This is a genomic window from Variovorax sp. DXTD-1 (assembly GCF_003984625.1).
Classification (GTDB): domain Bacteria; phylum Pseudomonadota; class Gammaproteobacteria; order Burkholderiales; family Burkholderiaceae_C; genus Variovorax.
This window is the reverse complement of the sequence record NZ_RWKH01000005.1, coordinates 52,736-71,833: the sequence shown is the minus strand read 5'-3', so window position 1 is coordinate 71,833 and position 19,098 is coordinate 52,736. Positions and strand designations below refer to the sequence as shown.

The 19,098-nt window shown below is 65.5% G+C and carries 23 protein-coding genes; 9 read left to right on the top strand and 14 right to left on the bottom strand.

Annotated features, from left to right (window positions below; translation table 11 throughout):
• Window positions 1-111: 111 nt before the first annotated feature.
• The 4 genes from EJI00_RS06245 (at window position 112) to minE (ending at window position 3,452) form a co-directional block, all read left to right on the top strand.
• A complete protein-coding gene (locus tag EJI00_RS06245; protein ID WP_126746606.1) occupies window positions 112-1,398 on the top strand; it encodes a solute carrier family 23 protein in 1,287 nt (428 codons plus the stop codon).
• A gap of 121 nt (window positions 1,399-1,519) precedes the next feature.
• Window positions 1,520-2,296: a septum site-determining protein MinC gene (gene minC, locus EJI00_RS06240; protein WP_126746605.1), complete on the top strand. Its 777-nt coding sequence runs from the start codon at window positions 1,520-1,522 to the stop codon at window positions 2,294-2,296.
• Window positions 2,297-2,354: 58 nt separating this feature from the next.
• Complete coding sequence (gene minD / locus EJI00_RS06235; RefSeq protein WP_126746604.1) at window positions 2,355-3,170, top strand: septum site-determining protein MinD; 816 nt, start codon at window positions 2,355-2,357, stop codon at window positions 3,168-3,170.
• Window positions 3,171-3,173: 3 nt separating this feature from the next.
• A complete protein-coding gene (minE, locus tag EJI00_RS06230; protein ID WP_126746603.1) occupies window positions 3,174-3,452 on the top strand; it encodes a cell division topological specificity factor MinE in 279 nt (92 codons plus the stop codon).
• A gap of 48 nt (window positions 3,453-3,500) precedes the next feature.
• Here minE and EJI00_RS06225 read toward each other — a convergent pair whose 3' ends face one another.
• Together EJI00_RS06225 and EJI00_RS06220 are read right to left on the bottom strand one after the other, a co-directional pair.
• Complete coding sequence (locus tag EJI00_RS06225; RefSeq protein WP_126746602.1) at window positions 3,501-4,430, bottom strand: alpha/beta hydrolase; 930 nt, start codon at window positions 4,428-4,430, stop codon at window positions 3,501-3,503.
• 204 nt (window positions 4,431-4,634) lie between these two features.
• Window positions 4,635-5,237 (bottom strand): TetR/AcrR family transcriptional regulator, encoded by a 603-nt coding sequence (locus EJI00_RS06220; protein ID WP_126746601.1) that lies wholly within the window; start codon window positions 5,235-5,237, stop codon window positions 4,635-4,637.
• A gap of 195 nt (window positions 5,238-5,432) precedes the next feature.
• On the opposite strand from EJI00_RS06220, the gene EJI00_RS06215 reads away from it, so the two are divergent.
• On the top strand, window positions 5,433-6,377 hold the full coding sequence (locus EJI00_RS06215; RefSeq protein WP_126746600.1) for a CysB family HTH-type transcriptional regulator: 945 nt from the start codon (window positions 5,433-5,435) through the stop codon (window positions 6,375-6,377).
• Window positions 6,378-6,491: 114 nt separating this feature from the next.
• Window positions 6,492-6,752, top strand: a complete 261-nt coding sequence (locus EJI00_RS06210) for a hypothetical protein (protein ID WP_126746599.1) — start codon at window positions 6,492-6,494, stop codon at window positions 6,750-6,752.
• 9 nt (window positions 6,753-6,761) lie between these two features.
• On the opposite strand, the gene EJI00_RS06205 is transcribed toward EJI00_RS06210, so the two are convergent.
• Window positions 6,762-7,211: an RcnB family protein gene (locus EJI00_RS06205; RefSeq protein ID WP_126746598.1), complete on the bottom strand. Its 450-nt coding sequence runs from the start codon at window positions 7,209-7,211 to the stop codon at window positions 6,762-6,764.
• A 269-nt stretch (window positions 7,212-7,480) separates the two neighbouring features.
• On the opposite strand from EJI00_RS06205, the gene EJI00_RS06200 reads away from it, so the two are divergent.
• Both EJI00_RS06200 and EJI00_RS06195 read left to right on the top strand, forming a co-directional pair.
• Window positions 7,481-7,615, top strand: a complete 135-nt coding sequence (locus tag EJI00_RS06200; RefSeq protein ID WP_260590473.1) for a hypothetical protein — start codon at window positions 7,481-7,483, stop codon at window positions 7,613-7,615.
• Window positions 7,616-7,671: 56 nt separating this feature from the next.
• Complete coding sequence (locus EJI00_RS06195; protein WP_126746596.1) at window positions 7,672-8,310, top strand: GDSL-type esterase/lipase family protein; 639 nt, start codon at window positions 7,672-7,674, stop codon at window positions 8,308-8,310.
• 9 nt (window positions 8,311-8,319) lie between these two features.
• On the opposite strand, the gene EJI00_RS06190 is transcribed toward EJI00_RS06195, so the two are convergent.
• The 4 genes from EJI00_RS06190 to EJI00_RS06175 form a co-directional block, all read right to left on the bottom strand.
• On the bottom strand, window positions 8,320-8,841 hold the full coding sequence (locus EJI00_RS06190) for a class IV adenylate cyclase (protein ID WP_126746595.1): 522 nt from the start codon (window positions 8,839-8,841) through the stop codon (window positions 8,320-8,322).
• Between the two features lie 340 nt (window positions 8,842-9,181).
• Window positions 9,182-9,544, bottom strand: a complete 363-nt coding sequence (locus EJI00_RS06185; protein ID WP_126746594.1) for a hypothetical protein — start codon at window positions 9,542-9,544, stop codon at window positions 9,182-9,184.
• Window positions 9,541-10,134: a cob(I)yrinic acid a,c-diamide adenosyltransferase gene (locus tag EJI00_RS06180; protein WP_126746593.1), complete on the bottom strand. Its 594-nt coding sequence runs from the start codon at window positions 10,132-10,134 to the stop codon at window positions 9,541-9,543. The genes EJI00_RS06185 and EJI00_RS06180 overlap by 4 nt, the downstream gene beginning before the upstream one ends.
• A gap of 23 nt (window positions 10,135-10,157) precedes the next feature.
• On the bottom strand, window positions 10,158-10,658 hold the full coding sequence (locus EJI00_RS06175; RefSeq protein ID WP_126746592.1) for a DinB family protein: 501 nt from the start codon (window positions 10,656-10,658) through the stop codon (window positions 10,158-10,160).
• An 85-nt stretch (window positions 10,659-10,743) separates the two neighbouring features.
• Here EJI00_RS06175 and EJI00_RS06170 point away from each other — a divergent pair, with 85 nt between their 5' ends.
• A complete protein-coding gene (locus tag EJI00_RS06170; RefSeq protein ID WP_126746591.1) occupies window positions 10,744-12,168 on the top strand; it encodes an FAD-binding oxidoreductase in 1,425 nt (474 codons plus the stop codon).
• A gap of 74 nt (window positions 12,169-12,242) precedes the next feature.
• On the opposite strand, the gene EJI00_RS06165 is transcribed toward EJI00_RS06170, so the two are convergent.
• The 7 genes from EJI00_RS06165 to mnmG form a co-directional block, all read right to left on the bottom strand.
• Window positions 12,243-13,139: a CsgG/HfaB family protein gene (locus EJI00_RS06165; RefSeq protein ID WP_126746590.1), complete on the bottom strand. Its 897-nt coding sequence runs from the start codon at window positions 13,137-13,139 to the stop codon at window positions 12,243-12,245.
• 108 nt (window positions 13,140-13,247) lie between these two features.
• Window positions 13,248-14,198, bottom strand: coding sequence for a ParB/RepB/Spo0J family partition protein (locus EJI00_RS06160; RefSeq protein ID WP_126746589.1), 951 nt, complete (start codon window positions 14,196-14,198; stop codon window positions 13,248-13,250).
• Window positions 14,198-14,743 (bottom strand): RBBP9/YdeN family alpha/beta hydrolase, encoded by a 546-nt coding sequence (locus tag EJI00_RS06155; RefSeq protein ID WP_126746588.1) that lies wholly within the window; start codon window positions 14,741-14,743, stop codon window positions 14,198-14,200. The genes EJI00_RS06160 and EJI00_RS06155 overlap by 1 nt, the downstream gene beginning before the upstream one ends.
• A 39-nt stretch (window positions 14,744-14,782) precedes the next feature.
• Window positions 14,783-15,694 carry a ParA family protein gene (locus EJI00_RS06150; RefSeq protein WP_126746587.1) on the bottom strand — a complete coding sequence of 304 codons (912 nt, stop codon included), beginning with the start codon at window positions 15,692-15,694 and terminating at the stop codon, window positions 14,783-14,785.
• Window positions 15,695-15,701: 7 nt separating this feature from the next.
• Complete coding sequence (locus EJI00_RS06145; RefSeq protein ID WP_126746586.1) at window positions 15,702-16,316, bottom strand: LysE family transporter; 615 nt, start codon at window positions 16,314-16,316, stop codon at window positions 15,702-15,704.
• Window positions 16,317-16,430: 114 nt separating this feature from the next.
• Window positions 16,431-17,072 carry a 16S rRNA (guanine(527)-N(7))-methyltransferase RsmG gene (gene rsmG, locus EJI00_RS06140; RefSeq protein ID WP_126746585.1) on the bottom strand — a complete coding sequence of 214 codons (642 nt, stop codon included), beginning with the start codon at window positions 17,070-17,072 and terminating at the stop codon, window positions 16,431-16,433.
• The gene (mnmG, locus tag EJI00_RS06135; RefSeq protein WP_126746584.1) at window positions 17,069-19,027 is read right to left on the bottom strand and encodes a tRNA uridine-5-carboxymethylaminomethyl(34) synthesis enzyme MnmG; all 1,959 of its coding nucleotides are present in this window, start codon (window positions 19,025-19,027) and stop codon (window positions 17,069-17,071) included. The genes rsmG and mnmG overlap by 4 nt, the downstream gene beginning before the upstream one ends.
• Between the last annotated feature and the right edge of the window lie 71 nt (window positions 19,028-19,098).

Here is a 19,098-nt window from a genome sequence, read left to right as displayed (position 1 = left end):
GCGCGGCGGGCTCCGGCCGCCGCGGCTTCCTTCTTGCTTCTCGTCCGGCGGGTGTGTTCAGCGCGAGGTTCATCGACCACAATCACGCCCGACCAACAAGAGGAGAAAGAAATGTTCAACTGGACAGAAAAGCCGGTGTCCACACTGGCCGGCGGCGCGGTCATCGCGCCCGACGAACGCCTGCCTTGGCTGCAAACCGGCGCCATGGGCATTCAGCACGTCATCGCGATGTTCGGCGCCACGGTGCTGGCGCCCATCCTCATGGGCTTCAACCCCAACATCGCCATCCTGATGAGCGGCATCGGCACGCTCATCTTCTTCCTGGTGACGGGCGGCAAGGTGCCCAGCTACCTGGGCTCGAGCTTCGCGTTCATCGGCGTGGTGATCGCGGCCACCGGCTATGCGGGCAAGGGGCCCAACCCCAACATCGCGGTGGCGCTCGGCGGCATCGTGGCTTGCGGGGTGATCTACATCCTCATCGGCGCCATCGTGCAGGCCGTCGGCACGGGCTGGATCGAGCGCTTCATGCCGCCGGTGGTCACGGGCGCCGTGGTGGCGGTGATCGGGCTCAACCTGGCGAGCGTGCCGGTCAAGAACATGGCGGCCAGCAATTTCGATTCGTGGATGCAGGCCGTGACTTTTCTCTGCGTGGGACTGGTGGCGGTGTTCACGCGCGGCATGCTGCAGCGCCTCTTGATCCTGGTCGGGCTGATCCTTGCCACCGTGGTCTATGCGGTGCTGACGAACATCCTGGGCATGGGCAAGCCGGTGGACCTGAGCGGCATTGCCAACGCGGCCTGGTTCGGCATGCCGACCTTCACCGCGCCGGTGTTCACGACCAATGCCATGCTGCTGATTGCCCCGGTGGCGATCATCCTGGTGGCGGAAAACCTGGGCCACCTGAAGGCCGTCACCGCCATGACGGGACGCAACCTCGACCCCTACATCGGCCGCGCGTTCATCGGCGACGGCATTGCCACCGTGGTGAGCGGCGCCGCCGGCGGCACGGGCGTGACCACCTATGCCGAGAACATCGGCGTAATGGCGGCCACGCGCATCTATTCGACGGCGGTGTTCGTGGTGGCGGCCGTCATCGCGCTGGTGCTGGGCTTCAGTCCCAAGTTCGGCGCGCTGATCCAGGCGATTCCTCTGCCGGTGATGGGCGGCGTGAGCATCGTGGTGTTCGGCCTCATCGCCATTGCCGGCGCCAAGATCTGGGTCGACAACCGGGTCGATTTTTCGCAGAACAAGAACCTGATCGTGGCCGCGATCACGCTGATCATCGGCACGGCCGACTTCACCTTGAAGTTCGGCGACTTCGCTCTGGGCGGCATCGGAACCGCCACTTTCGGCGCGATCATTCTTTACGCACTGCTCGGCCGAGCGCGCAACGCCTGAGCCTTTTAAAAGTGAAACGCCGTGCAAGAAGTGTTGTTGCGGGTGATTGATGAAGGGGCCGGTCGCCGGCCCGAAGCCCGCGCCCGTTAGACTCCAACGCTTTTCGCACCGACGTTTTCCAATGGCCGATGTCTCCGCCGCGCGCACCAAGGCGGTTTTCGAATTCAAAAGCGCCACGCTGCCGCTGATTGCAGTGATCCTCAAGACGGCCGACCTGGCCGTGCTGGCCGAGGCACTCGACGCGCAACTGGCCGACTCGCCCGATTTCTTCGAGCAGGAGCCGGTGGTCATCGACCTTTCGCAGCTCCAGCCCGACGAAGAGAGCGGCGAGGGACCAGCCGAGCTCGACTTTGCGGCGCTGCGCGGCCTCTTGGCGCGCCACCAGACGCAACCCATTGCGGTGCGCGGGGGCAACGACGCCCAGAATGCCGCGGCCCGCGCCGCCGGCCTCTCGCTGACGGCCATGCCGGTGGCGCCCGCGCCTCGCGCCCCGGCACCCCCGGCCGCGCCCGCAACCACCGCGAGCGAGGCCCCGCAGATCGTTCGGGAAGTGCCGGTGCCGGCGAATGGCACCCTGCTGATCGACAAGCCGCTGCGCTCGGGCCAGCAGGTCTACGCCCGCGGCGGCGACGTGGTGGTGACGGCAGTGGTGAGCTTCGGCGCCGAAGTCATCGCCGACGGCAACGTGCACGTGTATGCGCCGCTGCGCGGCAAGGCGATTGCCGGTGCGCGCGGCAACACCGAGGCGCGCATCTTCTCGACCTGCATGGAAGCGCAACTGGTAGCCATTGCGGGCATCTACCGCACCAACGAAGTGCCGCTGCCCGACCCGGTGCTCGGCAAGCCGGCGCAAATACGCCTCGATGGCAAAAAGCTAGTGATCGACGCGATTCCCTGACCGGGCACGCGGCGAATCTTAAAGACCAACAACCGAATCGAAACAAGAAGGAATGGCAATGGCCAAAATTGTGGTGGTGACCTCAGGCAAGGGCGGCGTCGGCAAGACCACGACGAGCGCCAGCTTTGCGTCGGGCCTCGCGCTCGCGGGCAAGAAGACGGCGGTGATCGACTTCGACGTGGGCCTGCGCAACCTCGACCTGATCATGGGCTGCGAGCGCCGCGTGGTGTACGACCTGATCAACGTGATCCAGGGCGAAGCCAACCTGAGCCAGGCGCTCATCAAGGACAAGCAGTGCGACAACCTCTTCGTGCTGGCGGCTTCGCAGACGCGCGACAAGGAAGCCCTGACGCAAGAGGGCGTGGAAAAGGTGCTGAACGACCTGGCTGCCATGGACTTCGACTACATCGTGTGCGACTCGCCCGCGGGCATCGAGACCGGCGCGATGATGGCCATGCACTTTGCAGATGAAGCACTGGTGGTGACCAACCCCGAGGTATCCTCGGTGCGCGACTCCGACCGCATCCTGGGCATGCTGAGCAGCAAGACCAAGCGGGCGAAGGAAGGCGGCGACCCCATCAAGGAGCACCTGCTGATCACCCGCTACAACCCCAACCGCGTGGCCGGCGGCCAGATGCTCTCGCTGGAAGACATCCAGGACATCCTGCGCATCAAGCTGATCGGCGTCATTCCCGAATCCGAAAGCGTGCTGCAGGCGTCCAACCAGGGCGTGCCCGCCATCCACGACAAGGACACCGACGTGGCCAAGGCCTACAGCGACGTGGTCGCGCGCTTCCTGGGCGAAGACAAGCCGATGCGTTTCGTCGACGCGGAAAAGCCGGGCTTCTTCAAGCGAATCTTTGGAGGCAAGTAGGCCATGTCCTTTTTCTCGTTCCTGCTCGGCGAAAAGAAGAAGACGGCCAGCGTCGCCAAAGAGCGGCTGCAGATCATCCTCGCGCACGAGCGGTCCAGCCTCAGCGGCAAGAAGCGCCCCGACTACCTGCCCGACCTCCAGCGCGAGCTGATGGCGGTGATCTCCAAGTACGTGAAGATCAATGCCGAGGACATCAAGGTTCACCTGGAAAAGCAGGACGACCTCGAAGTGCTCGACATCAAGATCGAACTGCCCGACGCCTCGCCCACGCCGGCGCGCTGAGCGCCCGGCAGGCAGGCCGCGCAACCCGCACGGCCTGCGCGGCTTCGGTCAGTCCGCACGCGCAATGAAGCGCGTCACCTGCTGGATCACTCCCTCTTCCTTGAGGATGCGGCGGTGCCCCAGCCCCTGCGTGGCCACCAGCTGCGCCCCCTTGATCGCATCGCGGTAGGCCTGCGCATCGGCGAACCGGTTCACGCGGTCGTCGCGGTCATGCACGATCAGCGTCGGCTGCACGATGCGCGGCCCGACGGCGGCCGGTTCGAGCTGCGCCATCAAGAAGCCTTCCTGCGCCTCGAACAGCCGCTGCATGGCGAGCCGCGTCTTCTCGCTCAGTCCGAAGGTGTGCGTGAAGTAGCGCGTGAATTCGCGCGCCGACGCCGGGGGTGCGAGCAGCACCAGGCGCTCCGCACGCAGGCCCTGCGCGGCGGCCACGCCGAGCGCGTTGGCGCCCATCGAATGCGCGACCACGGCGCGGAGGGCATGGCCGTCTGCCACGAGCCTTGCCACCACATACGAGATGGCACGTGCGAACTGCGGCGCGTTGCTCATCATGCCGGCGCTCCGGCCATGGGCCGGGAGCTCGAGCAGCACCGGCCGCAGGCCTGCGTTGGCCACGGCCTCCGCCAGGGTCAGCATCTGTCCCGCGTGCCCGCCCCAGCCGTGCACCAGCAGCACGACGGGAGCAGATTCCGCGCCTGAATCCTGCGTGGCGAGGTGATAGAGCCCGAGGCTTGCGTTCTCGAAACTCCAGGCTTCACGCCGCCATGCTGCGCCGGGCGCCTGCGCGCGGTAGAGCCACTTGAGCGGCAGCGGCGTGCCGAAGATGCGATGGGCCGCCCGCACGCCCAATGCGGGCCAAAGGCGCTCCGAGGTGGTCAGGCCGAAGCGCACCGCGCGCATGAGGCGGCTGGGGCGGTAGTAGTTCGATTGCGCGGCATGCGCTGCCGCGGACGAAGAGGTGCTGCTGGCGCTCGTCATTCAATGGGCTCCCGCTTCAGAACCAGACCCAGTCGTCGTTGCTGCGCGGCAGGCTGTGCAACGCTTCGCGGACGGTTTCGGCGCCGATGGCGCCCACATAGACAACGAGGCAGAGGGCGATGATCAGCATGGTGCTGCTCCTTTTTATCGCACGGTTGTGCGAAATTGATCCAAAGAAAACGAAGAAACCACCCGTCCGATGGCTCAGGCGCGGTAGCTGGAAAGAAGCCGCTGCCAAGTGCGCATCGCGCGGTCGGCGGCTTGTGGATCGCGCAGAAAGCGCGCGTCATGCAGGAGGCCGATGATGACGCCGTTGATTTCACTGACCACCTGCGCAGCATCGGTGTCGGCCCGGAACTCGCCGGTTTCCACCGCCTGCAGCACCGTGCGGCGCAACGCGGCGCGCCAGCGCGTGACCTCGCTGAACAGCAGGTCGCGCAGTTCGCCTTCGCGGTCGTCGTACTCGAAAGCGCCCGCCGTGTAGATGCAGCCGGTTTCGGCCTCGATGTCGCGGGTGCGGGCAATCCAGCGGTCGACGATGTCGTTGAGCCGTGCGAGGCCCTTGGGCTTTTGCATGGCGGGCACGAACACGTCGGCCAGGAAGCGGCGGCCGTACTCTTCGATCACCGCCTTCTGCAGCGCCTCGCGCGAACCCACGCGGGAGAACACGCCGCTCTTGGAAAGCGCCAAGCGGCTGGCCACGGCCTGGAGCGTGATGGCTTCCAAACCCTCGGTCAACGCAACGTCCATCGCCGCACCGATGATGGCGGCGCGGGTGAGTTCGCTTTTCTGGGTCTTGGCGTCCATGCGAGTAATTTTAGCACATACGTGCGAAATTGCAAATCGGCGTGCGGACGCAATGCAGCAGGCCCGCAAAGATGATTTGCTCATGTGAAACCAACAAACGCATCGTTCCCCGCATAAGCGCTTCTGCCGAGAATCGCCGGGCGACCCGCTGCGGGCCCGTCACCGTTTTCCCTCTCTCCGATCCCTTCGCGCCAGATGAACTTCCAACAACTGCGCTCGGTACGCGAGGCCGTTCGTTGCGGCTTCAACCTGACCGAGGTTGCCAACACGCTGCACACCTCCCAGCCGGGCGTGAGCCGGCAGATCCGCGAGCTGGAGGAAGAACTGGGCATCGAACTGTTCGTGCGCGCCGGCAAGCGGCTCACCGGGCTTACCGAACCAGGAGGCCACGTGCTGCCGATCATCGAGCGCATGCTGATGGAAAGCAGCAACCTGCGGCATGCCGGGCAGGAGTTCGTGGCGCAGCAGAATGGGCTGCTCTCGGTGGCGGCCACGCACTCGCAGGCGCGCTATGCCATGCCGGTGGCGGTGCAGGAATTTCGCGCGCAGTTTCCCAGCGTGAAGCTGCACCTGCACCAGGGCTCGCCCAAGCAGATTGCACAGATGCTGATCGACGGCGAGGCCGACGTGGGCATTGCTACGGAAGCGCTCGGCGACTATCCCCAGCTGGTGGCCCTGCCCTGCTACCGCTGGACGCACTCGGTGGTGGTGCCGCCGGGCCATGCGCTGCTCGACGCGCCGTTGACGCTCGAGGCGCTGGCGCGCTTTCCGCTCATTACCTACGACACCGGCTTTACCGGTCGCTCGCGCATCGACGAGGCGTTTGCACAGCGCGGGCTTGCACCCAACATCGTGCTGTCGGCCATGGACGCCGACGTAATCAAGACCTACGTGCAATTGGGCATGGGCGTGGGCATCGTGGCCGGCGTGGCCTACGAGGCCGAGCGCGACACGCAGTTGCGTGCGCTCGATGCGGGCCGGCTCTTCGGCATCAACCTGACCAAGCTCGCGGTGCGGCGCGGCAACTACCTGCGCAGGTACGTCTACGCGTTCATCGAATCGTTCGCACCCACGTTGACGCGAGCCGTCGTCGAAAAGGCTCTGGGCGGCGAAGCGAAGGGCTCGCACTACGAAATCTAGCGCGGATGCAACGTATTCGACGCTCGGAGCAACAGGTTTTAAAAAGAAGCATGAGGCTTCACACAGGGAGCGTACATTCGGGTTAATTCCTTGGCTTCCCGGAACGGATCAGCAATGGCATCGACCCCGCAGCAGCAACAGCAAACCAAGGCCGCCCTCAAGGCGGCCGACGCCGCCGAACGGCGCGAGCGGCTGAGACGGGCGTTGCCCGCCACCGTGGAGTTGCTGCAAAGCCGCCAAGCCGACCGCATCGACGACAGCGACATCGAAGCGTATGTGAGCCTTAACTGGCTCGAATGGCACGGCGGCGGCCTGCGGCTCACCATTACCGGGCGCAACGTGTGCGCCCAGTCGCTGCCCACCGTGACAGCCTGAGGTTGGCGCTTACTGGTTGCCCACGATGATCTGGGCAATCAGGCCCGTGGCAATGGCCGCGAGCACATAGTCGCCGCCCACACCCACCCACTGGTAGCCGCGGGGCGGCGCCTGCAGCTGGTAGGCGCGATAGTCGTTCACCACGTAGTTGCGGCCACGGTACTCGTGGGGCACGCGACCACCGCGGCGCCATTCGGCATGCGGTTGCGGATAACCGCGGCGGTCGAAGTGGCGGCCCGCCCGGTAGTCCTCGCGGCTGTAGCGATCACTGCGGTCGCCGCGCCGGTTGTCATGCCGATCGAACTGGCGATGCTGTTGTTCATAGCGGCCATTGCCTCTATCGTCGCCGCGGTCATAGCCGCGATCGTGGCCACGGTCTTGCGCGAAGGCGCTTCCCGCGGCCATGCACATCGCGAGCGCCGCAGCAGCGACGGCCATGCTCTTTGACTTGATGATCATCTGGAACTCCTTCGTGTTGATGACGAGTCCATTGTCAGTGGCGCTTGTGTCTGCCCGGAGCACATCAGGTCGCCGTCAGGTGAAATGAGGTAAGCGGTGGTATCGGGGCGGCGCTTTGTCCTTCAATCCCGGTTTTGCACAGGTGATTTGCGCCGAACTCGAGGGCTTTGGGGACAATGCGTATACAGATCATCAGGCGCTGGAGGCGCCATCCATCGAATATGCGCGACAAGATCATCGGTGCCATCGGCGTAATCTGGGGTGGAGGCATGCTCCTGCGGTGGTTCATGACGGGCCCGCCCGCTGGCGTGGGCGGCTACGAGGGCGGCCAGACGGCCGTCGCGTTCCTGGGCGCCGTGATGGTGGTTGCCGGCCTGTACCGGTTCTTCAAACGTCCCGATTGAACGGGGCGGCGCAAGCTCGCGGTTCCTCCTCGACTGCGTTTAAGCTCACGCGCAGCATGAAGCGACGACACCTCCTCCACCTGCTGGCCGGCGCGCCCGCAACCGCCCTACTGGCCGCATGCGGCAAGCGCAAGCCTTCCGCCGCCGCATTGAAATCGGATGCCCGCGTGCTCGCGCTGGGCGACAGCCTGACCTTCGGCTACGGCGCACCGCCGGGCGCGGCGTGGCCCGTGAAACTGGGTGAGCTCACCGGCTGGCAGATCGAGAACGCGGGCATCAACGGCGACACGTCCGCGGGAGCGCTGGAGCGTTTGCCGGCGCTGCTGGCCGCGGAAAGCTATGACGCCATCCTGATCGGCATTGGCGGCAACGACATGCTGCGCGGCGTGTCGCCCTCGGCCACGCGCGAGAACCTCGCATCGCTTGTGAGCCAGGCACGTGCGCACACGCCTTATGTCGCGCTGCTTGCCACGCCGGCGCCCGACGCCATGCGCGCGGCTGTCGGCTCGCTGAGCGATGCGCCGTTCTACGAGGAAGTTGCGAAGTCAGGGCAAGCGCTGCTGGTTGCCAATGTGTATTCGAGCGTGCTGTCGGACACATCGCTGCGCTCCGATCGCATCCATGCCAATGCGCAGGGATACGCCAAAGTCGCGGAGCAGCTCGCAGACCAGCTCAAGGCCGCAGGCTGGCGCTGACAACAGCGCTCATGCGGCCTGCTGCAGCAGATCGACGTAGGCGCCCTGCACCAGCTGGTCGGATGCAATGCCGAGTTGCGCCATGAGCGCATGGGCCTCTGCCACGCCGGCCTCGGCCGATTCGCCTTCCTTCAGAACCACTTCGAGCTCGAGGAATTCACCGAGCCCTTCCACACGGTCGACGTGCACGCGCGTGCGGCCCACGATGAAGAGCCGGCGCTGCTTGCGCACGCGGCCTGCCTGGCCCCAGGCGAGCGTGAGCGATTCGCGCAGCATGTCGGGCGTGGTGGTGGGCGAGATCAAATAGAACGATTCCTTGGGGCCGCTGCTGTTCGCACGGCGATAGAAGATCAGCTCGGCGCGATCGGGCGCGAAGGTGCGCAGCTTGAGTCGGTCGGCGGTGTTCTCGCAGCGGAAGAAGGTGTCGTCCAGTGCGATTTCGATGGGTCCTGAATCGGCGAGTTGGGCTGCCAATTGGGCAACGCGTTCCACGCTGTCGATGCGGGCCTTGATCTCTATGTTTCTTGCCATCTGTGGTTGATCGCTTTGTGCGGTGTTCAGGGGCTTGTTTGGCGGCTCTTGCTCGGGGCGCTCTTGTTCGGGGCTTGTGCAAAGGCCACCGGGTACTCCCCTCCGCGAATGTCCCCCGGGGCTGCGCCCCTCCTCCTTTATTTCGCTGCGCGGAGCACCCGATGCCCTGTGCACTGGGGCACGCTCGTGGTGTACCGCTGATCAACGACTGCTCCTTACAACGCACCCGCTGGCGGGGTGCCTTGCGCAGCGAAATAAAGGAGGAGGCCGCAGGCCGGGGGACATTCGCGGAGAAAGGTACCCCGTCGGCGGGGGCGCCGCCCTGAACAAAGCACGTCAATCAGGGCGCGTTCCCTTGCGGCCCCACAGGCGGCGGCGCAGCGCGGCCACTGGACCCCGGCGCCAGCTTCCGCCCAAAGGACTCCCCGACTCGGCGCACAGGCCGGCTCGCTTTTTCCGATACATTGTTGACACCGCGCCGCGTTGCGTCTTCCGCGCGATCGATGCCGCGGCCGGCGGCGTTGGTGCCGCGCTGCACGCTGTTCACAACCTTGCTGTCGCGCGGCAGCGGATTGAGCGTGTGGGCACGCTCTGCCTTGGGCGGGTTGTCCGCGCTCTGCGCATGCACGGCGGGCACGGACAACAGCAGTACCGCTGCTGCTGCTGCAACGGAAAAGGCGTAGGCAGTTGTCTTCATCTTCATGATGGGCTTCCTTCGTCTTTGGCATCGGCGGCCGCTGCGCGCGCCATGCGCTCGCTCTTCCAGTACACGTCGTCGCCGCCGTTCATGCGGTTGAGCACACGTGCGAGCACAAAAAGCAGGTCGCTGAGCCGGTTGAGGTACTGGCGCAATGCGTCGTTGAGTTCGGCCGTGGCACCGAGCGCCACCACCGCGCGCTCGGCCCGCCGCGCCACCGTGCGGCACACATGCGCGAGCGAGGCCGCGCGCGTGCCACCGGGCAGGATGAATTCAGCCAGGCGCGGCAAGGCGGCGTTGTGCTCGGCAAGGGCGTTGTCCAGCTGCAGCAGCGCGTCGGCCTTCAGCAGCGTGTAGCCCGGCATCGAAAGCTCGCCGCCCAGGTTGAAGAGCTGGTGCTGCACGTCGACCAGCAGCTCGCGCACGGGCTCTGGCATGGGCTCGCAGAGCAGCAGGCCGATCTGCGAGTTGAGCTCGTCCACGTCGCCCATGGCATGCACGCGCAAGTGGTCCTTGGGCACGCGGGTGTTGTCGCCCAAGCCGGTGTTGCCGTCGTCGCCGGTGCGGGTGGCGATTTGGGAAAGTCGGTTGCTCATGGCGCTCCTGTTCTTGTGTTCTTTTATGGCCCGACCTTGGACGCGTCGATCTTGCCGAGCAGCCACTGCAGGCCTGCAAGATGCTGCTGGTCGTGGCTGCAAAGGTAGTGAATGAGGCTGCGCATGGTGAGCGGTCCGTAGCCGTCGAACACGGCCGGGCGTGCGAGTTGCTCGTCGCTCAGCTGCGAGATGATTTCCATGGTTTTCGCGCGCGCAATGCGGAACTCGGCCAGCACCTGTGCCGCGTCGGCCTTGCCGTAGCCGCGTTCGATGGCAAGCGGTTCGCTGTCGATCGACGCCAGCGTGGGGTTGTCTTCTTGCAGCGTGCGGCGAAAACGCTCGTGGTAGCCCTCGATCTCGATGTCCCGCACATGGCACAGCTGCTCGATGGCCGTGAAGGCCTCGCTGGGCACGCCGTCCCATGAGCGCGGGGCCCAATGGCGGTGCGCCTCCGGAATGATCCCGAAATGCGCTTCGAGCAGTGAGGGAAATGCCGCAAGGGCAGCGAGGGTCGTAGGGTTCATGGCTTTTTCCGAAGCGCATTATGGTGCTCGCTCCGTAAAATGACCGAACAGAGCCCCAGCACCCCCATCATTCAGGAGACAGCCGATGAACGCCCCGACCCAAACCTCGCACCTGCTGCCGGAGCTTCATCTGCGCGAGGTGCCCGCAGCACTCATCGATGGGTTGAAGGCGCGCTTCGGCGCCAACTGTTCCACGGCCATGGCGGTGCGCACGCAGCATGGCCGCGACGAGTCGTCGTTCGACGCCCCGCCTCCTTCCGCCGTGGTGTTTGCCGAAAGCACGCAGGACGTGGCCGACGCCGTGAAGCTCGCGAGCGAATACAGCGTGCCGGTCATTCCCTTCGGCGTGGGCTCATCGCTCGAAGGCCATCTGCTGGCGGTGCAAGGCGGCATCAGCGTCGACGTGTCGCGCATGAACAAGGTGCTGTCGGTCAACGCCGACGACCTCACGGTCACGGTGCAGCCCGGCGTCACGCGCAAGCAGCTCAATGAAGAGATCAAGAGCACGGGCCTGTTCTTCCCCATCGATCCGGGTGCGGACGCTTCCATCGGCGGCATGACGGCCACGCGCGCGAGCGGTACCAATGCGGTCCGCTACGGCACCATGCGCGAGAACGTGCTCGCGCTCGAAGTGGTCACGGCCAGCGGCGACGTCATACGCACCGGCACGCGCGCGAAGAAATCTTCCGCCGGCTACGACCTCACGCGCCTCATGGTGGGCAGCGAAGGCACGCTGGGCGTGGTCACCGAGGTCACGCTGCGCATCTACCCGCTGCCCGAGGCCGTGTCCGCCGCGATCTGCTCGTTCCCGAGCATCGAAGCCGCGGTGCGCACCACCATCGAAACCATTCAGCTCGGCGTGCCGATTGCGCGCGTGGAACTCATCGATGTGAACACGGTGCGCATGGTGAACGCCTACGCCAAGCTCAACCTGCGCGAAGAGCCGATGCTGCTGATGGAATTCCACGGCTCGCCGGCCGGCGTGAAGGAACAGGCCGAGACCGTGCAGGAGCTCGCCAGCGGCCACGGCGGCAATGCCTTCGAATGGGCCAGCACGCCCGAAGAACGCACCCGCCTGTGGACCGCGCGGCACAACAGCTACTTTGCAGCCGTGCAGTCGCGCCCGGGCTGCCGCGTGATCTCCACCGACACCTGCGTGCCGATCTCGCGCCTGGCCGATTGCCTGCTCGACTCGGTGGCCGAGGCCGACGCCAGCGGCATCCCCTACTTCCTGGTCGGCCACGTAGGCGACGGCAACTTCCACTTCGGCTACCTGCTCGACCCGAACATTCCCGAAGAGCGCGTGAAGGCCGAAAAGCTCAACCACGACCTGGTGAGCCGCGCCCTGGCGCTCGAAGGCACCTGCACCGGCGAACACGGCGTGGGGCTGCACAAGATGGACTTCCTGGTGACCGAAGCGGGCGTGGGCGCCATCGACATGATGCGCACGATCAAGCGCGCGCTCGACCCGAAGAACATCATGAATCCGGGGAAGATCTTCGCGCTCTGATCTGTTTTAGCACCCGGTAAAAAAGCCCGGGGCTCTCGCGAGCCGCCGGGCTTTTTATTGGCAACTTCCACCTATTACCTGCGGCGGCGGGCCGGTGCGGGTTGCTCTGCGGGCGCGGAGGTCTGCGACGGTGCCGCGCCGCCGTCGACGCCCAAGCGGCCACCGCCGCCAAGGCCCTGGCCGCGCACCGTCTGCGCCTTGTAGTTGCGCAGCGAGCGAACCATCTGGTTGAATGCGTCCATGAAGGCCGCGGCAATCACCTTGCCTTGCGCCGTGTTGGTGTAGCCGCCGAGGCCGCCGCCGGCGCGGCCGCCGAAGACCGAGCCGAAGGCGCCGAAATCGGTCTTGGAGGCGCTGCCTTCGGAGGCCGCCACCTGCACGCCCGACCGGTTGTCGATGAGGGTCAGGAGCGCATTGGCTTCCTTGGTCTGCATGCTGCCGCCGACCGCAGCCAGGGCGCGCCTACGGTTGCCGCCCACCAGGCCGCCCAAGGCGCCGCCGATACCGCCCGCGTCGCTGTTGCTGAAGACGATCTCGGGCGAAAGCCCGTAGTCGGAAGCCACCATCTGGCCGCGTCCGAAATTGCTGCCGCCGCGCATTTCGCCCGACTGCATGAGCGCGCGTTCACGGTTCATGGCGTTCATGCCGGCCGCGCCGCGCTCGACCACCACGAAGCAGTTCGATTGCTGCACCAAGAGGCGCAGCAGGTTGGCCGTAGGCGGCAGGCGGTATTCGCCGGTGAGGATGGTGTACCAGCCCGAGTTCACGTTCTCGATGAGCGAGACGGTGCCGAGCGGCGAATCGCAGCGTTCGAGCTGGCTGCTTTCGCCCGCGGTGGCCGAACCGGCGGCGCTGCCGGTGGCCGTGGTCTTGGCAGACTGGCTGCCCATCTGCATGTCGGTGGCCGCGCAGCCGGTCAGCAGCAGCGCACCCACGGCCACGGCCGCGAGCGGAAACTTGTTGAATGTCATGAAAGGACTCCCTCTCCTCGAGATTTGCGATTTGAAAATCAGCGGAGAGGATACGCGTAAAAGATTGCAAGAAACAATCACGCAAAAGTCCGAGCCGCGGCCCGCCGGCTAGGCCGTTCGGCGGATGCGTTCGATCAGTCCGTTAAGGGCCTCGATGGAGCCGAAGTGAATGGCGAGCTCCCCGCTCTCCTCGACCTTGCCGCCGCGCTTGCTGCGCTTCTTGATGCGGACCTCGACCTCGGCGGTGAGCAGGTCGGCCAACTCTTCTTCAACGCGCTGCAGGTCGCGAGACTTTTCGCCGTCGTTGCCGCGGCGCGACGGCGTGAGCGTGAATTCGGCGGCGAGCCGCTTCACCAGCGACTCGGCCTCGCGCACCGACATTTTCTTGGCGGCGATCTGATTGGCGGCGGTGATCTGCGTGCCGCGGTCCAGCGACAGCAGGGCGCGGGCGTGACCCATGTCGATGTCGCCGGCCATCAGCATCTGCTGCGCCGGCTCGGCCAGGTTCAACAGGCGCAGCAGATTGCTGGCGGCGCTGCGCGAGCGGCCCACCGCCTGGGCGGCGGCTTCGTGAGTGAGCCCAAACTCCGAGACCAGGCGTTGCAGGCCTTGGGCTTCTTCGAGCGGGTTGAGGTCTTCGCGCTGGATGTTCTCGATGAGCGACATGGCCGCCGCAGCCTCGTTGGGCACATCGCGCACCAGCACCGGCACCCGGTCGAGGCCCGCCAGCTTGGCGGCCCGGAAGCGGCGCTCGCCGGCAATGATTTCGTACTCGGCGTTCTTGGCGGCAGCCGATGCCTCGTCGAGCCGGCGCACCAGGATCGGCTGCATGATGCCCTGCGCCTTGATGCTCTCGGCCAGTTCGTACAGCGCGCCTTCGTCCATGCGGGTGCGCGGCTGGTAAACGCCGGCCACCATCTGGTCGAGCATCAGCGTGTTCGGGTTCTGCGCCGCGGCGCCCTCTTCCGTCCCGTTGTTGTTGTCGGCGGCGGGTGCGGCCGTGGGGCCGAGCAGCGCTTCGAGGCCGCGCCCCAGGCCTTTGGGTTTCTTGGTCGCCATCAGTGCGTGTCTTTCGAGATTTCGTTCAATAGTTGCCGGCCTTCGGGCCAGTCGCCCAGGCCGGACTCGGCGTTCAGGTGGCCGCCCGCGCCGGCGTCGACAAAGCGCGCGCCCCAGTCGGCCGCCATCTGGCGGGAGCGCTCGGCGTCGCAGTACGGATCGTCGTTGGCGGCGGTCAGCACCGAAGGAAACGGCAGCGGCTTGCGCACGATGGGGGCCCAACCCGGAATCAGCTGGCGAAGGTCATCGCGTTCCAGGTCGCCGGGGGCCACCAGCAAGGCACCACGCACCTTGTGCGTGTTGCGCGAATGCGCAGCCCAGGCGGCCACCAGTATGCATCCGAGGCTGTGCGCCGCAAAGGCCACCGGGCCGGGCGCGGCCAGCACTTCTTCCTCGAGCCGCGCAGACCAGTCGCCGCGCAGCGGGTGCATCCATTCATGCTGCTCGACACGGTGATCGCCATACAGCGACTCCCAGCGGGTTTGCCAATGGCCGGGGCCGCTGTTCTGCCAACCCGGCAGCAACAGGATGCGTGAGATGGTCATTTGCTCGAACTTGATGGCACACGTCCTGGGTGGACGGTGTCAGATGCTTTTTTCGCTGGTGTCGGGTACGGCTGCCGGTGCCAGCACGTCATCGGGAATCGCAAAGCTGGGAGCAGCCGGCGCAACCTCTGCAATGGGCGGCGCCGCGGCGCCGGAGGCGAATGCGCTGGCCGGCGGCATCTTCTCGACCAGTTCCTTGGCAAAGGCGATGAAGGCCTGGCTGCCACGGGCGGCCGGATCGAACACCACGCCGGGCAGTCCGTAGCTCGGCGCCTCGGCAAGCCGCACATTGCGAGGAATGACCGTGTCGAACACCTTGTCGCCAAAGTGGGACTTGAGCTGCTCGCTCACCTGCTGCTGCAGCGTGATGCGCGGATCGAACATCACGCGCAGCAGGCCGATGATCTGCAGGTTCTTGTTGAGGTTGGCGTGCACCTGCTTGATGGTGTTGACCAAGTCGGTCAGCCCTTCGAGCGCGAAGTACTCGCACTGCATCGGCACGATCACGCCATGGGCGGCGCACAAGCCGTTGAGCGTGAGCAGGCTCAGGCTCGGCGGGCAGTCGATCAGCACAAAGTCGTACTCGGCGCCGACGGCGGCCAGTGCGGTGCGCAGGCGTTTCTCGCGGCGGTCGAGCGCCACCATTTCCACCTCCGCACCCGCCAATTCGCGGTTGGCGCCCAGCACGTCGTAGCCGCAGCCGCCTTCCACCAGCTTGTCGGCCTTCACGCGCGCCTCGGCCACGGAGGCCGATTCGAGCAGCACGTCGTACACCGTCAGCTCCAGCTGGCGCTTGTCGATGCCCGAACCCATGGTCGCATTGCCCTGGGGGTCGAGGTCGATCATCAGCACACGCTGGCCGACCTTGGCCAAGCCGGCGGCAAGGTTGACGGTGGTGGTGGTCTTGCCGACGCCGCCCTTCTGGTTGGCAATACAGAAAATCTTGGCCATGTGGAGATCAGCGGGAAATGGCGAGCTTGACGCCGAAGGCAATCAAAAAGACACCCGCGAGCTTTTCAAGGGCGCCCGAGATACGCGGATTGGCGCGGATGCGTTCGGCCAGAAAGTGCGTAAGCAGGGTGGACGTGAGGCCGTACAGAAAGGTGAGCACGGCAATGGTTACCGCCATGGCGCCGAAAGTGACCACGCCTTGGTGGCGCGCCGGATCGACGAACAGCGGAAAAAAGGCCATATAGAACACAATGGCCTTGGGGTTGAGCAAGGTGATCGTCAGCGCCTGGCGCAGGAAATGGCTTGGGCGAATGTTGAGAATCGGCGCTGCACCAGGCTTGGCGAGCAGCATCTTGAAGCCGAGCCAGGCAAGGTAGGCCGCACCCAGCCACTGCACGGCCGCAAAGGCGGTCGGGTAAGCGGCCAGCACGGCCGACACACCCGCCACCGCCGCCCACATGAGGCACTGGTCGCCAATGATCACGCCGAAGGTAGCAGCCAGCCCGCCGCGGATTCCGCCTTTGCTGGTCGAGGTAATCAGCGCCAGGTTGCCCGGACCGGGAATCAGGAGAAAGAGGACGATGGCAACAACGAATGCGCCGTAGTCAGCAATGCCGAACATGGGATTTGCCTCGAAAAAGAGAGCCAGGGGGAGGCGTCGAGTCTAAGCGAGGCAGGTGCCGCAAGGAGCGTTCGGCGCCGGCTTTCACCGGCGGCGCCGCTCTTTTTTGCCGGATCAGGTCGTTTCTTTGCGCGCCCAGACGATGCAGCGCTCGGCATCCAGGCCCGGAACGGTCAGTTGTTCCACGTGAAACACTACAACGCCTTCGGGCAGCACGGCAAGTTCATCGCTCGGCACCTTGCCTTTCATGGCCAGCCAGACGCCGCCGGGCGCGAGCAGGTGTTTCGATCCATTGAAGAAATCCGGAAGCGAGGCAAAGGCGCGGCAGCTGATCACTTCGTAGCTGCCGGTGAGCGATTCGACCCGCGCATGCAGGCCGCGCAGATTGGACAGTTCGAGTTCGGCAGCCACCTGTTGAACGAAGGCCGCCTTCTTGGCGACGGCGTCAAGGCAGCTTACATCGAGATCGGGCCGCATGATGGCGATCACCACGCCCGGCAGCCCGCCGCCCGATCCGACATCGAGAAGCTTCCCCTTCCCTGCCCACTCCCGCTGCAGCGGGGCTACCACCGCCAGGCTGTCGAGCAGATGGTGCGTCAACACGCTAGCCGGATCGCGCAGGGCCGTCAGGTTGTAAACCTTGTTCCACTTGAGCATGAGCGTGCCGTAAGCCAGCAGCTGCTCCGCCTGCTTGTCGGACAAAGCGGTGCCCAGAGCTGCCGCACCTTGGCGCAGCGTTTCGACGGGCGCGCTCATTGGGTGGGCTGCGATTCTGCGGTCGCTTCCGTGGCGGCGTCGCGGTTGAACGCCTTGTGGCCGCCCTTTCGCAGATGGATCATCAACAGCGAAATTGCAGCAGGCGTCACGCCCGAGATGCGCGAAGCCAGGCCGAGTGTTTCAGGCCGGTGCTTGCCCAGCTTCTGGCGCACCTCGAAGCTCAAGGCCTTGACCTGGCTGTAGTCGAAATCCGCCGGCAGCCGCAGGTTCTCGAAGTGCGCGGCGCGCTCTACTTCGTCATGCTGCCGCTCGATGTAGCCAGAATACTTGGCCGAAATCTCGATCTGCTCGATCTCGGTTTCGCTGAGCGCCGAGGCTGCGCTGTACTTTCCACCGTCGAGCGACATCAGCGTCTGATAGCTCACATCGGGCCGGCGCAGCAGATCGGCCAGGTTGTATTCATGCTCGATGGCCTTGCCGAGCACGCGCTCCGACTCCGCCGCCGGCAGGTTGCGCGGGTTCACCCAAATCGACTTGAGCCGTTGTGTTTCACGTGAAACAGCATCGCGCTTGCGGCTGAAAGCATCCCATTGCTCATCGCCCACCAAGCCGAGCTTGCGCCCTGCTTCTGTCAGGCGCATGTCGGCGTTGTCCTCGCGCAGCTGCAGCCGGAACTCCGCTCGGCTGGTGAACATGCGGTACGGCTCGGTCACGCCCTTGGTAATCAGGTCGTCGACCAGCACGCCCAGGTAGGCTTCATCGCGGCGCGGCAGCCAGGCGTCTTCACCCCGGCATTGAAGCGCGGCGTTGATGCCGGCAAACAAACCTTGGGCCGCAGCCTCTTCGTAGCCGGTGGTGCCGTTGATCTGGCCGGCAAAGAACAGGCCCTTGATTGCACGCGTCTCGAAGCTGCTCTTGAGCTCACGCGGATCGAAGTAGTCGTACTCGATGGCATAGCCCGGCCGCAAGATATGGGCGTTCTCCAGGCCGGGCATCGAGCGAACCAGCTGGTACTGAATGTCGAACGGCAGGCTGGTCGAGATCCCGTTCGGGTAGTACTCGTTGGTGGTCAGGCCTTCGGGCTCGAGAAAGATCTGATGGCTTTCCTTGTCGGCAAAGCGGTTGATCTTGTCTTCCACGCTCGGGCAGTAGCGCGGGCCGACGCCGTCGATCTTGCCAGTGAACATCGGGCTGCGGTCGAAGCCGGAGCGAATGATGTCGTGCGTACGCTCGTTGGTGTGCGTGATCCAGCAGGCCATTTGCTGCGGGTGCATGTCGACCCGGCCCATGAAGCTGAACACCGGCATCGGCCCTGCCCCGCCCGGCATGCCGTCGCCCGGTTGCTCGGTGCACTTCGAAAAGTCGATGGTGCGGCCGTCGAGTCGCGGCGGCGTGCCGGTCTTGAGGCGACCCTGGGGCAACTTCAGCTCCTTGAGCCGCGCCGAAAGGCTGATGGCCGGGGGGTCGCCCGCGCGCCCGGCCTGGTAATTGTCGAGGCCGACGTGAATGCGGCCATCGAGAAAAGTCCCGGCAGTGAGCACCACGGTGCGCGCGCGAAAGGCAATGCCCACCTGCGTGACCGCGCCCACCACCCGGTCGCCTTCCACCATCAGGTCGTCAACCGCTTGCTGGAACAGGCTCAGGTTCGGCTGGTTCTCCAGGCGGCGGCGGATCGCGGCCTTGTACAAGACACGGTCGGCCTGCGCGCGGGTCGCGCGAACGGCCGGGCCCTTGCTCGAATTGAGAATGCGAAACTGGATACCGGCCTCGTCGGTAGCAATCGCCATCGCGCCGCCCAGTGCATCGACCTCTTTCACCAGGTGGCCCTTGCCGATGCCGCCGATCGACGGATTGCAGCTCATCTGCCCCAGCGTCTCGATGTTGTGGGAGAGCAGCAGCGTCTTCGCGCCCATGCGGGCAGCAGCAAGCGCGGCTTCAGTGCCGGCATGACCACCGCCAACGACGATGACATCGAATTCTTCGGGATACAGCATGAGAGAGGGGCGCACTGACGCGTGCGCTGCGCAAAGGGGGCACCAATTTTAATCGGGGGTGCTGCTTTGCG